This is a genomic window from Butyricicoccus sp. AM05-1 (assembly GCF_003474415.1).
Classification (GTDB): Bacteria; Bacillota; Clostridia; order Oscillospirales; family Butyricicoccaceae; genus Agathobaculum; species Agathobaculum butyriciproducens.
Genome location: NZ_QUDG01000006.1, coordinates 41,420 through 57,258, shown reverse-complemented (window position 1 = coordinate 57,258; position 15,839 = coordinate 41,420). Strand labels below are relative to the sequence as shown.

The 15,839-nt window shown below is 54.1% G+C and carries 14 protein-coding genes, 1 tRNA gene and 1 riboswitch; of the genes, 4 read left to right on the top strand and 11 right to left on the bottom strand.

All coding sequences use genetic code 11. The annotated features are described in order from the left end of the window. Positions 1-383: 383 nt before the first annotated feature. The 5 genes from DW088_RS09785 to DW088_RS09765 form a co-directional block, all read right to left on the bottom strand. Positions 384-1,397 (bottom strand): FecCD family ABC transporter permease, encoded by a 1,014-nt coding sequence (locus DW088_RS09785; RefSeq protein ID WP_118360568.1) that lies wholly within the window; start codon positions 1,395-1,397, stop codon positions 384-386. 16 nt (positions 1,398-1,413) lie between these two features. After that, entirely contained in the window at positions 1,414-2,559 is a 1,146-nt protein-coding gene (locus DW088_RS09780) for an ABC transporter substrate-binding protein (RefSeq protein ID WP_118360567.1), read from the bottom strand. Next, the gene (locus DW088_RS09775; protein WP_118360566.1) at positions 2,556-3,452 is read right to left on the bottom strand and encodes a hypothetical protein; all 897 of its coding nucleotides are present in this window, start codon (positions 3,450-3,452) and stop codon (positions 2,556-2,558) included. Before DW088_RS09775 ends, DW088_RS09780 begins: the two co-directional genes overlap by 4 nt. A 363-nt stretch (positions 3,453-3,815) precedes the next feature. Beyond that, entirely contained in the window at positions 3,816-4,829 is a 1,014-nt protein-coding gene (locus DW088_RS09770) for a sirohydrochlorin cobaltochelatase (RefSeq protein ID WP_118360565.1), read from the bottom strand. Positions 4,830-4,993: 164 nt separating this feature from the next. Further along, positions 4,994-5,353, bottom strand: a riboswitch (cobalamin riboswitch). Positions 5,354-5,440: 87 nt separating this feature from the next. After that, positions 5,441-6,793, bottom strand: a complete 1,353-nt coding sequence (locus DW088_RS09765; RefSeq protein WP_118360564.1) for an MATE family efflux transporter — start codon at positions 6,791-6,793, stop codon at positions 5,441-5,443. 161 nt (positions 6,794-6,954) lie between these two features. Here DW088_RS09765 and DW088_RS09760 point away from each other — a divergent pair, with 161 nt between their 5' ends. The 3 genes from DW088_RS09760 to DW088_RS09750 all read left to right on the top strand — a co-directional run bounded on the left by DW088_RS09760 (position 6,955) and on the right by DW088_RS09750 (position 8,629). After that, complete coding sequence (locus DW088_RS09760; protein WP_118360563.1) at positions 6,955-7,161, top strand: hypothetical protein; 207 nt, start codon at positions 6,955-6,957, stop codon at positions 7,159-7,161. Positions 7,162-7,427: 266 nt separating this feature from the next. Further along, positions 7,428-8,174, top strand: a complete 747-nt coding sequence (locus DW088_RS09755; protein ID WP_118360562.1) for a hypothetical protein — start codon at positions 7,428-7,430, stop codon at positions 8,172-8,174. A gap of 29 nt (positions 8,175-8,203) precedes the next feature. Continuing rightward, positions 8,204-8,629, top strand: a complete 426-nt coding sequence (locus DW088_RS09750; RefSeq protein ID WP_110435740.1) for a GNAT family N-acetyltransferase — start codon at positions 8,204-8,206, stop codon at positions 8,627-8,629. Positions 8,630-9,039: 410 nt separating this feature from the next. Here DW088_RS09750 and DW088_RS09745 read toward each other — a convergent pair whose 3' ends face one another. From DW088_RS09745 to DW088_RS09730, 4 genes are all read right to left on the bottom strand, one after another. Next, complete coding sequence (locus DW088_RS09745) at positions 9,040-11,148, bottom strand: heavy metal translocating P-type ATPase (protein ID WP_118360561.1); 2,109 nt, start codon at positions 11,146-11,148, stop codon at positions 9,040-9,042. 209 nt (positions 11,149-11,357) lie between these two features. After that, positions 11,358-11,669, bottom strand: coding sequence for a DUF6110 family protein (locus DW088_RS09740; protein ID WP_116705070.1), 312 nt, complete (start codon positions 11,667-11,669; stop codon positions 11,358-11,360). A 264-nt stretch (positions 11,670-11,933) separates the two neighbouring features. Further along, entirely contained in the window at positions 11,934-12,824 is an 891-nt protein-coding gene (locus tag DW088_RS09735; protein ID WP_118360560.1) for a helix-turn-helix domain-containing protein, read from the bottom strand. Between the two features lie 95 nt (positions 12,825-12,919). After that, a complete protein-coding gene (locus tag DW088_RS09730) occupies positions 12,920-13,177 on the bottom strand; it encodes a heavy-metal-associated domain-containing protein (RefSeq protein ID WP_116705072.1) in 258 nt (85 codons plus the stop codon). Positions 13,178-13,979: 802 nt separating this feature from the next. Here DW088_RS09730 and DW088_RS09725 point away from each other — a divergent pair. After that, positions 13,980-14,063, top strand: a tRNA-Leu gene (locus DW088_RS09725). A gap of 49 nt (positions 14,064-14,112) precedes the next feature. Here DW088_RS09725 and DW088_RS09720 read toward each other — a convergent pair. Together DW088_RS09720 and serS are read right to left on the bottom strand one after the other, a co-directional pair. Then, positions 14,113-14,505, bottom strand: coding sequence for a thioesterase family protein (locus tag DW088_RS09720; RefSeq protein WP_118360559.1), 393 nt, complete (start codon positions 14,503-14,505; stop codon positions 14,113-14,115). A 33-nt stretch (positions 14,506-14,538) separates the two neighbouring features. After that, a complete protein-coding gene (gene serS / locus DW088_RS09715) occupies positions 14,539-15,831 on the bottom strand; it encodes a serine--tRNA ligase (protein WP_116705073.1) in 1,293 nt (430 codons plus the stop codon). Between the last annotated feature and the right edge of the window lie 8 nt (positions 15,832-15,839).

Below are 15,839 nucleotides of genomic sequence, written 5' to 3'. Positions count from 1 at the left end.
AACTCTTTTACGCGTTATTCCAGACAACACCTGCGCAGATAGATTATACCAAACCAATAAATCCGCAGGTGCTGTCTATATACTCCAGGCTAACGACTTGCGCGGCACTGTCATGCCGCGCCTGCGCTGATTGAACCGCCTGTGTAGCAGCAAGGAATCTGGCACTGCGTATGGGTTTCGACATGGGAGCACACTGTGCTCCCCTACGATAGGAAAAATCGTCTGCCGTTCCCCCTTTTCGAAGCGGTCGCCGGTCTCTGGTATGCGCCAGACTATCTAACAATAGGAAACTGGAGTTCCAAGAGGATAGAAACCTTGGTGTCTATCCTTTTGGTCCCCAAGCCAAGGGTTGGCTCCCACTCCCTCTGCGTGAGGACGCAGACTCACCCTCTGGAGGACTTCCGATGCACCATAATATAAATGACGACCGGCGCACCAAACAGGGCTGTCACGGTGCTGATACTCAGCTCCGTCGGTGCAAACACCGTCCGCGCGATGAGATCGCACAGCAGGCAGAATCCCGCACCGCCGAGAAAGCACGCCGGTATCATCAGTATCGGTTTTGCCGTGCCGAACAGGCTTTTCGCAAGATGCGGAACCGCGATGCCGACGAACGAGATCGGTCCGGCGAACGCCGCTACACACGCCGAGAGCACGCTCGACAGCAGGATCAGCACCACACGGAACGCGGTGATGTTGACGCCCATACTGCGGGCATACCCCTCTCCGAGCTGGTACGCGCCGATCGGCTTGGACAGCAGGAACACGCACACGAGCGCCGCGAGCACGACCGGCGTCATCACGCGGATATTGTCCCAGGAAATGCCCGAAAAGCTGCCCATCGACCAGTTATGCAGGTTGACAATATTGGAATCCTCAGCAAAGGTAATGACGAAATCCGTCACCGCCGAGCAGATATAGCCGATCATCACGCCGCTCACGACCAACAGCGGCATCTGCCGCACGCGCTGCGCGATGAGCAGCACAAAGCCCATCGAGAGCATGGCTCCCGCAAAGGCAGCTGTTATCATGACAGCAGAGCCGAGCACGCGCCCGCAGGACAGCGCGCCTATCATCGTCAGCGCAACCGTCAGCTTGGCGCCCGAGGAAATACCCAGCACGAACGGTCCCGCGATCGGGTTGGCGAAAAAGGTCTGCAGCAGAAAGCCGGAGACAGACAGCGCACCGCCGAGCAGGATGGCCGCGAAGATACGCGGCAGGCGAATCTCCCACACGATGACCGCATTGTCGCCGCTGTGCGTCAGCAGAATCTGCGCGACCTCTCGGACGGACAGGTGCAGGCTGCCCGAGTTGACATTCCACACGAACAGCACGGCCAGCAGTGCTAGAAGCACGGCAAACGCGCCCGCATAACGCATTTTAGGCTGCGGTTTCATGGGAAATCCTCTCCTTTCAGGACAGTTTGTGTAAGTATTTCAGGGTGGACGGATCGCCGTCTGCAATGACGGTATGGAAGTCGCGGATCAGCTCGTCCAGCTCCATTGTGGACTGGTACAAGTTCTTCTCCGTACACCACACATTGCCGGTTTTCACGGCCTTGAAGTCCGCAAGCAGCGTACTTTTTTTCAACAGCTGGTCAAGCGTCTGCAGCTCACTGTCGATGGTGGCGTTGTAGATCATCACATCCGCGTCCCTGGCTCCGGCGTAAAAGCTTTCCATCTGCATATTGACGGTGGACTTTGCCGTATCGTCCGTCAGGTCATCAAAAATGTACTTTCCTCCTGCCAGACTGAGCATCTCCGCGATATAATCCGTGGATTTGCGAACATTGACCGCACCGTTTGACGTGATGTAAAAGAACGAAACCGTCTTGCCGGCTGCCGGCTTCTGCAGGATGTCCACAATGCCGTCCACCTTATCCGCAAACAGCTTTTCCGCCTTGTCCTCGCAGCCGAGCAGCGTGCCGTACACCTTGATCCATTCCATGCGGCCGAGTGCGTGCGGCTCGTAGCTGGAACGCTCGACAAACACCGGAATACCCAGCTTTTCGAGCTGCTCCTTTACCTCAGGCGTATGGTAGATCATGGTGTTCTCAATAGCAAGATTGCAGTCAGCGGAGTAGATGGTCTCGTAATCCGGCGCGCTGTACTTGCCCGCGTAGACGATTTTTCCGTCCGCCATCGCCTGCTTGGCCTCGTCGATGTACCAACCGTCCTGCCTGGTGCCGGACAGTGAAATGCTGTCCAGCGCATCCAGTGCAACGAACTGGTCCATGACACTTGAGGAAACCAGATAAATGCTGTCCAGCGGCTGCTGCAGCACCGTAATATCCGCGTCCAGACCGTCCGGCACGGACGCAGTTTCCGGAACGACCAGATAACGTGCGTCGTCCTTCACGGTAATGAGCGAATAGCCGCCGTCATAGTGATCGACCGAGAAGCACTCGGCATACTCCAAATCCACGCTGTCGGTCGGCTGCATGTCGCTCCACGAGACCGCCGCCTGCGTCTGTGCGGTCGATTGCCGGGCAGTTCCGCAGCCGGACAGACCGCCGAGCAGCAGTGCCGCACTCAGGCACCATGCTGTAATTCTTCTCATTTTGCTGCCGGAGCGATGGACGCAGAGTCAAAACGCAGCGTGTACTCGATCTCGTGCGGCTCACTCATTGCGGTAGTGTCGGCTACGACCGGCATCGCCCAGTCAAAGCCCGCAACCGGAATTTCAAACGTGGAGTGCTCATTTTCGATCACAGCATCGTACTTTTCGTCGTTCACCTTCATGTAATCGTAGTTTTTGCTGCTCCAGATGATCTTAGCCGTCACCTTGCCGCCCGAAACGGTCAGCGCTGCGGGAGATTCCACGCTTGCACGGCCGGAGCCGCCGGAAAGCGTTACGTCAGCGGTGTAGGTGCCGTCTGCGAGGGACAGACTCTCAGCGGTGGTCATTACGCCGTCTGCCAGTGCGTCTGCCGGCAAAGAGTCCGCACGGAACACCAGAGTGCGGTCGTACCACTTCTCCTTCTTCTTGCTGAAGGCTGCGCAGTCAATGCCCTCATCGAGCGCCTTAACCGGAACGGTAAAGCTGTGTGTGCCGTCGGCTTCCTCGGTAAACGGAATGTAGTCGGCTTCAGCGGCAGCGGCAGCCTCCTCGCCGGTGCCCATATAGACGTACAGATAACCGGTACCGCCCATGTGCATCTTGGCGGTCATTTCGCCGTTCTTGACGGTCAGCTCACATGCGGTAACATTGAACATGTTGGAGCTGGAATCGACGGTTACATCGTAGGTACCGTCCTTCACTTTGTCGCCGGTGATCGGCGTCATACCGTCCTCAACAACGTCCTCGACACCGGCCATATCGGACGCAGAAGCGACCTGAGAGGTGGTGCTGCTGTCCTGCGAGGAGGTGTCCTTCTGGGTGCTGCCGCCGCAGGCGGACAGGAGCATGAATGCCGCAAATACGGCGCTTAACAGTGCTTTTTTGTTCTTCATTGTGGCTTCTCCTTTGTTTTGCGATATAAAAACGGGATTTTGATGAATGGCTGCCATTCGGGGCATTTGCGCTTGAGAAGCGAACGGAATCTTGCCTACCCGGCAGGGGCACAAGGTGCATTGCCCGAAGGGTAAGAGAAGGTTCCCTGGGGGATAACCGTGCCGCACAAATCGTTAATCTGGATATTACAGACGGCACCTGCGAATTACGCCTATCACGTTCTCTTCACTCTCAACGCTTCACTCTGGGTATAATTCTCCATTTTCAATTCTCAATTCTGCACACCGAAATCGACAATCAAAATTTCCACAAAAACAGGGTCCGTCCGCATTCCACGGTCCGGACCCTGCTGTTTACTTGATTTACTTCAGGGAATCAATCGCTGCCTGTGCGTGTGCAACAAACAGATCCTGGATTGCCTGCACAGAGCCAAGGCCCTCAACTACGGTGGTTACCTCGAAGCCTGCCTTCTCAAACTCGGTCTTCCAGGAGCCGTCCTCGTCGCCTGCCATATCGTTATTGGCGTGGTCGCCTGCAACGATCATCAGCGGACGCAGAACAACCTTCTTATAGCCGCCTGCCTTAACGGCTGCGATTACGTCATCAAGGGACGGAGTTGCCTCAACAGTGCCGACAAAGTAGTTATCGTAGCCTGCGGCCTTGAGAGTCTCCTGCATCTTGGTGTAAACGCTGTTGGAATCCGCCTCGGTGCCGTGACCCATGAAGCAGATTGCGGTCTCGCCGTCGTCGTACTCCTTGGTTGCGTCTACGATGGCATTCATAACCTTCTGGAAGTCATCATCAGAGGTCAGCAGCGGATCACCGAGCACGATCTTCTCGAAGGAATCCGAATAGCCTGCCAGCTCATCCTTAAGGTCGTTGTACTCCAGACCGTTCATCAGATGGGTCGGCTGAACAACCAGGGTCTTTACCTTGTTGTCTACGGCGCGGTCCAGTGCCTCGGTTACGTTGTCGATCTTCTCGCCGTCACGCTTGTTTACATGGTCGATGATGATCTGGCTGGTGAAGCCGCGGCGTACCGCGTAATCCGGGAACGCCTTCTGCATCGCCTTCTCGATGGCGCCGATGGTCTCACGGCGGCTGTCGTTATAGCTGGTGCCGAAGCTGACTACGAGCAGCTCGGTATCGCCAATTTCATCCTGATTCAGCGGATCGTCCAAGGAAGCGTCACCCGTTTCATAGTTTTCGTCCGGATCGGTCTGATCCTGCGCATCAGTCTGTGCAGTGGTGTTATTGTCCTTCGTGTCATCCGCATCTGCGGTCTTGCTGCCGCCGCAAGCGGTCAGCATGGACATCAGCATGCCGGAAACGATCAGCATAATGCCGAGCTTCTTCAGTTTGCTTACTTTGCTCATGGTTTTCCTCCTTCGTTTTGCCTGCAAAGCGAAAGCGCACACTTTGAAAGAAAAAGGGTACGGAAAACACACAGTCCCCCCATCAATATATGATGAAAGGGACTGCTTGAATCAAAAATCATGCGGTATCAGTACAATCAATAACTCGTGACCCGGAAGCAGCTTCCCGTACCAACAGACCGGCAGGTTTCCTGACTTGCGGCTCTTAAGGCAATACCGCATAATTGAACAAGAGCGATTTGCAAGTAAATTCTGCGTACTGACAAGGCGTGGTTTTGCGGTAATATTTGATGTATTACCGTGAAATCACAACGAAGTCAGGACACAAAGTTTCCGCAAAGCGCCGCAGCTTTCATCATGCGATGTTGCCTTAGAACTGCCGCCTTCCCGATACCGTAATATCAGTGACGTAAATGGCAGTCCATTCCCCGCTTACAGTGACGAGATCGTGCAGGATTTGCACCTGCTTCCCTTTTACCCGCTGCTCCTTTACAGACAGCGGCACCGACTGTTCGCTTATTTACTTATTGCGCGGGAAATTCCCGCATTGCACGAGTATTATACTATATTTAACCGTCAATTACAACCGTTTTCCGGAGAAAAACGCGCGCTTATATCTCCTGCGGCCGGAAAACCTTTTTCCGCACGATCAGGTAGCACACAAAGTGCGCCAGGATGGTCAGTATCCACGAGATCGGGTAGGACGCATACAGGATGAACAGCGTATGCTGCACGCGAAAGACCGTAAAAATCCAGATGATACGGAACACACATGCGCCAATCAGCGAGACGATCATTGGCAGCATGGAATAGCCCAGACCGCGTATTGTGCCCGCGAGCACATCCATCATGCCGCACAGGCAGTAGGTGACGCTGATGACCGACAGGCGCTGCATACCGAACGAGATGACCTCCAGATCATCCGAGTAGATGTGCAGCAGATGATTGCCGAACAGATGTGCGCCGTTGCCGAGCACCAGACCGATCAGTGTGACGATGCACATGCAGCGCACGAGTGTCTGGTCGATGCGGTGATAATTCTTTGCACCGAGATTCTGACTGGTGAAGCTGATGGAGGTCTGATAGAGCGCATTCATCGAAATGTACACAAAGCCCTCAATGTTGGCGGCTGCCGTGTTGCCCGCAACCGTTACTGCGCCGAAGCTGTTGACCGAGGACTGAATGAGTACGTTCGAGATATTGAAGATAACGCTCTGCATACCGGCCGGCAGACCGATCTGCATGATGCGGGCGAATTTATCCGCGCGGAAGTGCAGACGGCGCAGGTCGAGATGGCACATACCATCCGTTTTGACAAGGCACAGCACGGTTAGGCCCGCCGAAACGCACTGGCTGAGCACGGTGGCGATAGCCGTTCCGGCGACACCCATGCCGAGGATGCACACAAACAGCAGGTCGCCGAGGACGTTCATCACGCCGGCCGCCATCAGGAAGTACAGCGGACGCCGGGTATCGCCCACAGCACGCAGTACGGCGGCACCGAAGTTGTAGATCATGGTTGCCGGCATGCCGATGAAGTACACCTGCATGTACAGCACAGCCTGGTCAATAACCTCGTCCGGTGTGGCCATCAGCGTCAGCATGGGACGTGCGAGCACAACGCCGAGCACGATCAGTATCGTGCCGCCAATTAAGCCGGTGAGCAGCGCCGTCTGGATGGTCTGCTGCACACCGTCGTAATCCCGCTCGCCGTAATGCCGCGCGACAAGCACGTTCGCACCGACCGAAATACCGATGAATGAGTTGACCAGCAGGTTGAACAGCGAGGTGGTCGAGCCGACCGCCGCCATCGCATTGCTGCCCGCAAATTTGCCGACTACGACAATGTCGGTCGCGTTGAACAGCAGCTGCAGCACACCCGAAAGAATCAGCGGCAGCGAAAACAGCAGGATTTTGCTCAGCAGCGGACCGCTGCACAGGTCCATCTCGTAGCTGCGTTTCATTCGTTGAAGCACTTCCCTTCTTGCGTAAAGCTTTCCTATTGCCTATATTATCTATCGGAATATCGGTGGTGTCAATGGGTGATTGTGTTTCGGACGCATTCATGGTATAGTGAAGTCACAGTAGAATGATAAATTAGGATTTGATAAAGGAGCGTGATTGCATGGAAAAAGGTGTCATTCTGAAAGTGATTAGTATTGTTTTTACTCTCATAACCATTTTAGCAATCGCCTGTGCTATTACAGGTTCAGGAAGTGGCTTCTTGGATTTGAGCAATATTGCGAGAGCCGTATGCATCGGAGTTGCTGTAATCTGCGGTATTCTTGCATTTGTAACTTGGAAATGCTCTAAGGCAACACCGCACAATTAAAGCGGCGGTGCTTTGCGGAAATTTTGTGCCCTGACTTTGTTGCAGTTTCACGGTAATACATCAAGTATTACCGCAAAACTGCGCCTCGTCAGTACGCAAAATTTACTCGCAAATCACTCTTGTTCAATTATGCGGTATTGCCCTAAGTCAAAAGCTTGACCAATTCCAGTTTGATCAAACAAGGAAATTATTGGAGAGGAAAATAAGGAATTAGAAAGCGAAAAGAAAGTGATTGCAGATAAAGCAGCATCCAAGGAGACGATTATATGAAAAAACGCCTGTTATCTGCCGTTTTGGCGCTGGTTCTATGTGCTTATCCCGCTATGGCGGCTGATTTCGACACGCTGACAATCTCCTCCGACCGTGAGGTCATAGATGATTCTGTACTGTATGAGCTTGCCGAAGCAGACGAACCCAGCACACTCACCTTGCGCACACCGAACGGTGAAACCGGTTCTCTGACATTTGACGGCACAGAGTATCACCTGCAGCCGTGCGGACAGACCGACGAATTCACCTATTCGGTTTTGTTTTCCGCAGATGGCGAAAACGCCTATGGTCTCCCCTACACCGAATGGTTTATGGCCGATTCCAACATTGGGCAGCACATTTTTGATCCGGTGACCGAATGGGACGCCCGGCATATCTGTTCCGTGCCGCGCTGGCGCGACTGCGGTACACTGCGCCTGACCGGACAGAATAAACTCAAGCCGCCGTATGCGCTGCTGACGCGCTTTTTTGCAATCCATCGAGATCGGAATGCTTCCATTTCTCTGGAAATGCAGCCTACTCTGGGACAGCCCCTGTTCCTTGCATACCATAATGGAACTTACACGCTGACCGAAACCGGTCCGAACCGGTTTATCCGCACCGAGTGGACACAGCTTGTGCCGCTGCCGACGAATGACCTGCGCACGCTGTCCCTCACGCTGATCAACGCCAGCGGCGAACAGCGCCCGCTGTTTACGTTTCCACATCCGGTAACGTATCTGACATTACCTTCTATTGTGTAACAATCAAATTTGCAGGAGAGTCCCCCGCTATGATTAGAGAATTACGAAAAGCAGATATCAATCAAGTTGCCGATATATGGTTGGATACCAATATAAAGGCACATTATTTTATCCCTGCCCAATATTGGAAAAGCAATTTGGAGCTTGTGAAAGAACTGCTGTTGCAGGCAACTGTCTATGTCTATGAGGACAATCAGAAGATACAAGGATTTATCGGGCTGAATGGCGAATATATTGAAGGCATTTTTGTTTCTGAGGCAATGCAGTCGCAGAGTATTGGTAAAATACTGCTGAATTATGTAAAGAATACAAGAAGCAAACTGATTTTGAATGTATATCAAAAAAACACACCAGCAATATCTTTTTATCAAAGAGAAGGATTTGAAATTCAGTACAGCGGCCTGGATGAAGCTACCGGAGAAAAAGATTATGGAATGGCGTGGCAGCAGAAGTAAAAATACAGTTTTTCAAACAGTTATAGAAACACAACCCCCCGTCAAAGACGGGGGCAGCTTGTCGAAAAAGTCAAATTTCTATTTTGTGCTTCGTGCGACAGCACGCATAAAATAGAATTTGCGCAGCAAATTCATAAAAACCGGGGGCGTGGTCCAGACCCCCCTCTCTTGCCGCTATGCGGCAATTCACCTTGTGTACCTCGGTTTTTATACAAGGGAAGAAAAAATGTGTCCGGAGGACGCAGTTTTTCTTCAGCATTCGATCGAAAGCGTGGTTTCGATCGAGAGGCTGCTCGAAAAACGATAGTTTTTCGACAGCCTCACCCCCCCGTCAAAGACGGGGTTTTGCTATGACTGAAAAGAAAGAGTGGAAAGCGCTTCACTCTCCACTCTCAAACTTTCACTCTAAATTAGCGGTTCTCCAGCAGACGGGTCGTCTCGGAAGAATCGATCAGATTGGTCATGCTGCGCAGGCTGATGCCCAGCGTAGACAGGTTGTGCATCATCGCAGAGGTTGCGGGAGCCAGCACGCCGGCAACGCCCAGACCGATCAGCGAACCGTTAAAGCCGATTACAAAACGGTAATTGGAGTTGATGCGGCTCATCAGACCCTGTGCGATACGGCGCAGCGCAACCAGCTCAAACAGATTCTCCGCTGCGATGGTGATGTCCGCAATCTCACGGGCGATGGCAGCGCCGTCACTGATGGCTACGCCAACGTTAGCCGCCGACAGCGCCGGAGAATCGTTGATACCGTCGCCGAGCATGATAACCGTATGGCCCGCCGCGCGTTCCTGCTCGACAAAGTTCGCCTTGTCCTCCGGCAGAACCTCAGCGCGGTAGTCGTCCACGCCGACCTCAGCCGCGATAGCCGCTGCCGTGCGCTCACTGTCGCCGGTCAGCATGACTGTGCGCTTGATGCCGAGGGCGCGCAGCGCCTTCATCACATCGCGGGCCTCCGGACGGAGCGGATCCGCGATGCAGATAACAGCCGCCAGCTCACCGCCGATGGCCAGATACAGGTGCGAGAACTCGGGCGGGAGTGCATCATACTTCTCCTGCTCACCGGCCGGAACCGTACACTTTTCATCCTCGAAGATAAAGTGTGCACTGCCTATAACGACCTTCTTGTTTTCAACCATGCTGGAAATGCCGTGCGCTACGATATACTCAACCTGCGAGTGCATTTCCTCGTGCGCCAGATTGCGCTCACGCGCAGCGCGGACCACGGCGTTCGCCATGGAGTGTGGGAAATGCTCCTCCAGGCATGCTGCAACGCGCAGCATGTCATCCTCGGTGCGGCCGCCGAACGGAATAACCCTGGCAACCACCGGGCAGGCATGCGTCAGTGTGCCGGTCTTGTCAAATACAATGGTATCTGCCTGCGCGACAGCCTCGAGGAACTTGCCGCCCTTGACCGTGATATGATACATGCTTGCCTCACGCATGGCGGACAGAACCGCCAGCGGCATAGCCAGCTTGAGCGCACAGGAGAAATCAACCATCAGCACGGACAGTGCACGGGTGACATTGCGGGTCAGTGCGTAGCTGAGCGCACTGCCGACCAGCGTATACGGCACCAGCTTGTCCGCCAGATTGGCGGCATGGCTCTCAGCTGCACTCTTGAGCTGCTCGGACTGCTCGATCATGGAAACGATCTTGTCATAGCGGCTCTCGCCGGAGGACTGGGTGACCTCGATCACGCAGTCGCCTTCCTCGATGACCGTGCCGGCGTAAACCTGCGTACCCGGACGCTTTGCAACCGGCATGGATTCTCCGGTAAGCGATGCCTGATTAACCATGACTTCGCCTTCAACAACCTCACCGTCCAGCGGGATGACGCTGCCCATGCGAACCAGAATGTGATCACCGACAGCGATGTTTGACAGCGGTACAAGTACCTCTGCGTCATCGGTTTTGAGCCATACGCGTTTTACGTTGAGCGACATACAGCGCGCCAGATCGTCAACCGACTTTTTGTGCGTCCACTCTTCGAGCAGCTCACCGATATCGAGCAGGAACATAACCGAGCCTGCCGTGGAGAAGTCCCGGCGTACCATCGAAACACCGATGGACAGCGCGTCGAGCAGCTCAACCTTCAGCTCTCTGTGAATCAGGCGCTTGAGACCGCGGCCGAGGAACGGCAGCGACAGCCAGATCGTGCGTGCTATCTGCAGCGGCGTTGGCAGGAACAGCGTGCAGGCAAACTTCGTAATAACCTTGCCGACCAGCTTTTCCTGATACTCACGGTTGAGCGCACGGCCGCTGTGGGTCGGCGTCAGCGCCGTAACAGACGGTGCAGTATAGTTAAACTGAGCGATCGCGCGGATGATATTCTCGCGGTCACCGATGTAGCGGATGACAGCACAGCAGGTGCGCTCGTGCACGGCTGCGTTGAGTACACCCGGCTGATTCTGCAGATACGCCTCCAGCAGATCAGCCTGCTCCAGCGTCATGCGGTACTGCTTCATGCGCACACGAAGCCGTCCGCGGCTTTCGTGTTCAATGAATGCTTTCATAGTAAAATTACCTCCAGCTTACTTCCGGTAGATAGGAAAAGAGGGGCTCTGCCCCTCTTTGATATTCGTCCCATGAAAACCGGGAACATGTACCTCGGTTTTCATTCCCTAAGAGGGAGAAAGCTTCCGAACGGGAACTTTCGGGCGACTTTGGAACGGCTCACAGTCCGTTCTTCCTGTCCGCCAAACCACGGTTTGGCAACAGGTTCTTATGCCTCAACCGGAGCAGCAGTCGGGTCCTCATCGGTCAGCTCAACCTCAATGTCTGCATCCTCAACAGCAGCAGCCTCTGCCTCAGCAGCGCGCTTCTCGTTGATCTCCTCTGCGGAAGCGAGGATGTCGCCGACGTTCTCCTTAACGCAGTCAACGGTGTTCATAACAGTATCCTTCATGCGAAGAACCGCTGCGGTAGCATGGGTATATACGTTCTTAGCATCCTTGCTGCTCAGCAGCTTGATACCTGCGGAACCGAACAGAGTGCCACCAACAAATACGGCGATGTCCTTGTAAATCTTCTTCATAATATGTTCCTCCTATCAATCTCACTTGCGCTTACAGCCGGTAATCATCGTCATTACCATGCAGAACAACGCGGCCCATGCCCAAAAACGATGCTGCTTCATACAGTACACCTCCAAACATGGTGTGTTTTTTTGTTTGCGATTATCATATCACAATTTTCCCTGCTTGTCGCACAGCTTTAGACATGAAACGCACGGAATCGGACATTTTCGCAGTTTGTTGCCGCTAATTTTTAGTTTTATCATCAAAATAGTTGCATTTTGCTAACTTTTTCGAGCTTGTCGGCGGTACTGCGAGGGCGTCAGCTGATAGCGGCGCTTGAACGCCACACCGAACTGACTGGCGCTGTTATAGCCGACCGCCGCCGCAATATCCACGATGGAGAGCGGACTCCGATGCAGCAGTTCGGCAGCATGCTGCACCCGCTTTTCGAGCAGATACTGGTGGATCGGACGACCATAGGTCTGCCGAAATATATCCTTCAAGGCGGTCGGCGAAATGCGAAACCGTGCAGACAGCTGGTCGATCGTAAGCGAGTCGGACAGGTGCGATACCATATACTCCTGTACCTGCCTCACTGTATCGGTCAGATAGTGATCGCGGGAGACGGATTCCGGCGGTATCGTCAGCAGCGGACTGTCTGTACTGATGAGGTACAGCAGCTCAATGGCTTTGATTGCACTGTAGGCGGCTCTGTCCCGTTCCGGAACGGATTGCAGTGCCGCAGCCAGACTATCAATCCACACCGCGCTGCGCAGCACTACGCAGCCCAGATGCGGAGTGACTCGTGCTTTGATTCGTGCTGCGTTGACCGTCAGACGGCACGGTGCCGCTGCACTCTGCTCGATGAGCACCAGCTCACCGCTGAACAATCCGTCCGCGACCGAAAGGCTCTGCACACTTGCGCCAAGCAGCAGCAGTACCTCGTGCTCATGCAGAAACACTTGCCGCCCATTGGTCATGGTCAGCCGCAGACCGCCCTGCCGGCAGAACAGCACCTCGCACGGCACCTCGGATGGCTCCGCAGGCATGGCCGGCGGCACGGTCAGCGCGCAGTCAAAATCGCACACGCGCACGCCATCCATCGGCTGGGTCCAGCGTACGCAGCCGGACAGCGATGCGCCGGTATTCGGTTTGAGCAGAGTTTCCAGCACTGCGATTTCCTCCGTTGGTATCTATCGGTTTATTAGGTTAGATTTTGCTAACCTATGTTGAAAAGCAAAGCCGCTGCAAGGCGGCCTTACTCTGCTCATTTATGCAGAAAGGAAAACAGTCCCTTTTTCTCATATCGCTCCTTGGAAAAGGACGTAACGGTGTAGCCGGTAGCGTTTACCGCATCGCGGACAGCCTGCTCATCGAGATCCTGCTCAGTGAGGATAACCGTCTGCCCCTTGCCGTGAGAGGAAGTGACCTTCTTCACAGGAAATGCCTTGCGAACCGCATCGTTGACATGGCTTTCGCACATGCCGCACATCATGCCGTCAACGCCGAGAGTAATTTTCAACATGGGTGTAATGCTCCTTTTGTACCCGAGCTGGTTAGCTTTTACTAACTAACAATATATCACGAAATAGCGCAGATTGCAAGGGGGAATCCTTAGTTTTGCGTAGGAGTTTGCTCATACAGGATTCGCCGCACCCGCGGCAGGGGCAAGAGGGTAGACACCTGCGGTTTCTACCCTCTTAACTCCCGTTTCCCTTTATTTCTTAGTCTGGCGCAAACCAGAGACCGGCGACCTCTTCGATAATGGGGAACGGCAGAGGATTTTTTCTTCCGTATCTTTCTCAACCTGTTCGCAGGGTCAGATAGTATTCTGCTACACAGACCGGAAAGTCTGCGCAGGCGCGACATAACAGTGTCGCGCAACTCTTTGGCGCGTTGTACCGCACGGCACCTGCGGATTAGGCATTTGGTACAATTTATCCTCGTAGGTGCTGTCTATCATAACGCGCTAACGAGTTGCGCGGCACGGTTATGCCGCGCCTGCGTAGAGTAGCTCGTCTGTGTAGCAGAACGGTATCCAGCACTGCGTATAGGTTTCGGCATGGGAGCACACTGTGCTCCCCTACGGAAGAAAAAATCCTCTGCCGTTCCCCATATTTCGGAGCGGTCACATATCGGTAATCTGCACCAGGCTATCCAAGGGAAAGGGGTGATTCTCAAGAGGGTGGAAACCGCAGGTGTCTACCCTCTTGTGCGCCCGCGCGGCGTCAGCGCAGATTCCTCTCGCTTCGCAAGCGCCCCACTCCCGATGAGCACCATCATCAAGATTGACAAATACCCGCAAAAAGGGTATACTAATCTTACTTGCGGGTATGGCGGAATTGGCAGACGCGCCAGATTTAGGTTCTGGTGTCCTCGACGTGCAGGTTCAAGTCCTGTTACCCGCACCAACAAAAAACGCTGTGGAATCTCTCCACAGCGTTTTTCTTTTGCCTATTTTTACTTGGACAGCTTGCTCTGTGCCTTCTGCTCAAAGCGCTCCTTCGCTACGATAGCGCGCTGGTGCGTGCCCTCACCGATCAGGCCTGCCTCATCATATGCGGCAACCTTGAAGGTGAGCATCTTGCCGTTCGGCGCGATCTCGGTCAGCTCGGTCTCGATGCGGACTTCCATGCCCTCCGGCGTAGCGGCAACGTGGCTTACGTTTACCAACGTGCCGACCGTGGTCTTACCCTCTTCCAGCTCACCAGCTACGCTGCCTGCTGCAGTGTTCTCGATAGCTGCGATCATCATCGGGGTGGCAAACACGGATACCAGACCGCTGCCTACATTGCATGCCAGCTGATCCTTGGTTACGATGAACTTCTTCTCACCCTTAATACCAACCTGCATTGGAATCTCTCCTTTTTTCTATAGTAAGGTAAATTACTTTCTGCGGATTTCAGTCATGCCGCCCATATACGGCTGCAGCGGCTTCGGAATTGCAACCGAGCCGTCCTCACGCAGATTGTTCTCGAGGAATGCGATCAGCATACGCGGAGGTGCAACAACGGTGTTGTTCAGCGTGTGTGCGAAGTACAGCTCCTTCGGATTCTCCTTGCCGCGGACACGGATGCCCAGACGGCGAGCCTGTGCGTCGCCGAGGTTGGAGCAGGAGCCGACCTCGAAGTACTTCTTCTGACGCGGAGACCATGCCTCTACGTCGCAGGACTTAACCTTCAGGTCAGCCAGGTCACCGGAGCAGCACTCGAGCGTGCGAACCGGAATGTCCATCGAACGGAAGAAGTCAACCGTATTCTGCCACAGCTTGTCATACCACATCTTGCTCTCTTCCGGCTTGCAGACAACAACCATTTCCTGCTTCTCGAACTGGTGAATACGGTATACGCCGCGCTCCTCGATGCCGTGTGCGCCGACTTCCTTACGGAAGCACGGAGAGTAGCTGGTCAGGGTCTGCGGAAGGGTTTCCTCATCGTTGATGGTGTCGATGAACTTGCCGATCATGGAGTGCTCGGAGGTACCGATCAGGTACAGGTCCTCGCCCTCGATCTTGTACATCATGTTCTCCATTTCCTTAAAGGACATAACGCCCTTAACGACATCACCGTGGATCATGAACGGCGGAATGTAGTAGGTGAAGCCGCGGTCGATCATGAAGTCGCGTGCGTAGGACAGGATGGAGGAATGCAGACGGGCAATATCACCCTTCAGGTAGTAGAAGCCGTTGCCGGAGGTACGGCGTGCAGCATCGAGGTCGATGCCGTCGAAGGACTCCATAATATCAACATGATACGGAACCTCGAAATCCGGAACGACCGGATCGCCAAACTTCTCAATCTCAACGTTCTCGGAGTCGTCCTTGCCGATCGGAACGGACGGGTCAATGATGTTCGGGATGACCATCATACGGTTCTTGACTTCCTCAGCGAAGGTCTTTTCGTCCTCCTCGAGCTTGGTCATCTCGTCGGCCATAGCCTTTACCTCGGCCTTGATCTTCTCAGCCTCTTCCTTCTGACCCTTGGCCATCAGACCGCCGATCTCCTTGGACTTCTTGTTGCGCTGTGCACGCAGCTCATCACAGCGGGTCTTGGCTGCACGGTACTTCGCGTCAAACTCGATGACCTCGTCAACCATCGGGATCTTCTCGTCCTGGAACTTCTTCTTGATGTTTTCCTTTACCGCATCCGGATTGGTGCGGACAAATTTGATATCCAGCATTGTTTCTA

Coding starts and splice junctions, on each gene's coding strand:
- DW088_RS09780 (WP_118360567.1), bottom strand. CDS start 2,559: ATGAGAAGAATTACAGCATGGTGCCTGAGTGCGGCACTGCTGCTCGGC.
- serS (WP_116705073.1), bottom strand. CDS start 15,831: ATGCTGGATATCAAATTTGTCCGCACCAATCCGGATGCGGTAAAGGAA.
- DW088_RS09740 (WP_116705070.1), bottom strand. CDS start 11,669: ATGAAGAAGATTTACAAGGACATCGCCGTATTTGTTGGTGGCACTCTG.
- DW088_RS09755 (WP_118360562.1), top strand. CDS start 7,428: ATGAAAAAACGCCTGTTATCTGCCGTTTTGGCGCTGGTTCTATGTGCT.
- DW088_RS09750 (WP_110435740.1), top strand. CDS start 8,204: ATGATTAGAGAATTACGAAAAGCAGATATCAATCAAGTTGCCGATATA.
- DW088_RS09770 (WP_118360565.1), bottom strand. CDS start 4,829: ATGAGCAAAGTAAGCAAACTGAAGAAGCTCGGCATTATGCTGATCGTT.
- DW088_RS09775 (WP_118360566.1), bottom strand. CDS start 3,452: ATGAAGAACAAAAAAGCACTGTTAAGCGCCGTATTTGCGGCATTCATG.
- DW088_RS09785 (WP_118360568.1), bottom strand. CDS start 1,397: ATGAAACCGCAGCCTAAAATGCGTTATGCGGGCGCGTTTGCCGTGCTT.
- DW088_RS09730 (WP_116705072.1), bottom strand. CDS start 13,177: ATGTTGAAAATTACTCTCGGCGTTGACGGCATGATGTGCGGCATGTGC.
- DW088_RS09765 (WP_118360564.1), bottom strand. CDS start 6,793: ATGAAACGCAGCTACGAGATGGACCTGTGCAGCGGTCCGCTGCTGAGC.
- DW088_RS09720 (WP_118360559.1), bottom strand. CDS start 14,505: ATGCAGGTTGGTATTAAGGGTGAGAAGAAGTTCATCGTAACCAAGGAT.
- DW088_RS09745 (WP_118360561.1), bottom strand. CDS start 11,148: ATGAAAGCATTCATTGAACACGAAAGCCGCGGACGGCTTCGTGTGCGC.
- DW088_RS09760 (WP_118360563.1), top strand. CDS start 6,955: ATGGAAAAAGGTGTCATTCTGAAAGTGATTAGTATTGTTTTTACTCTC.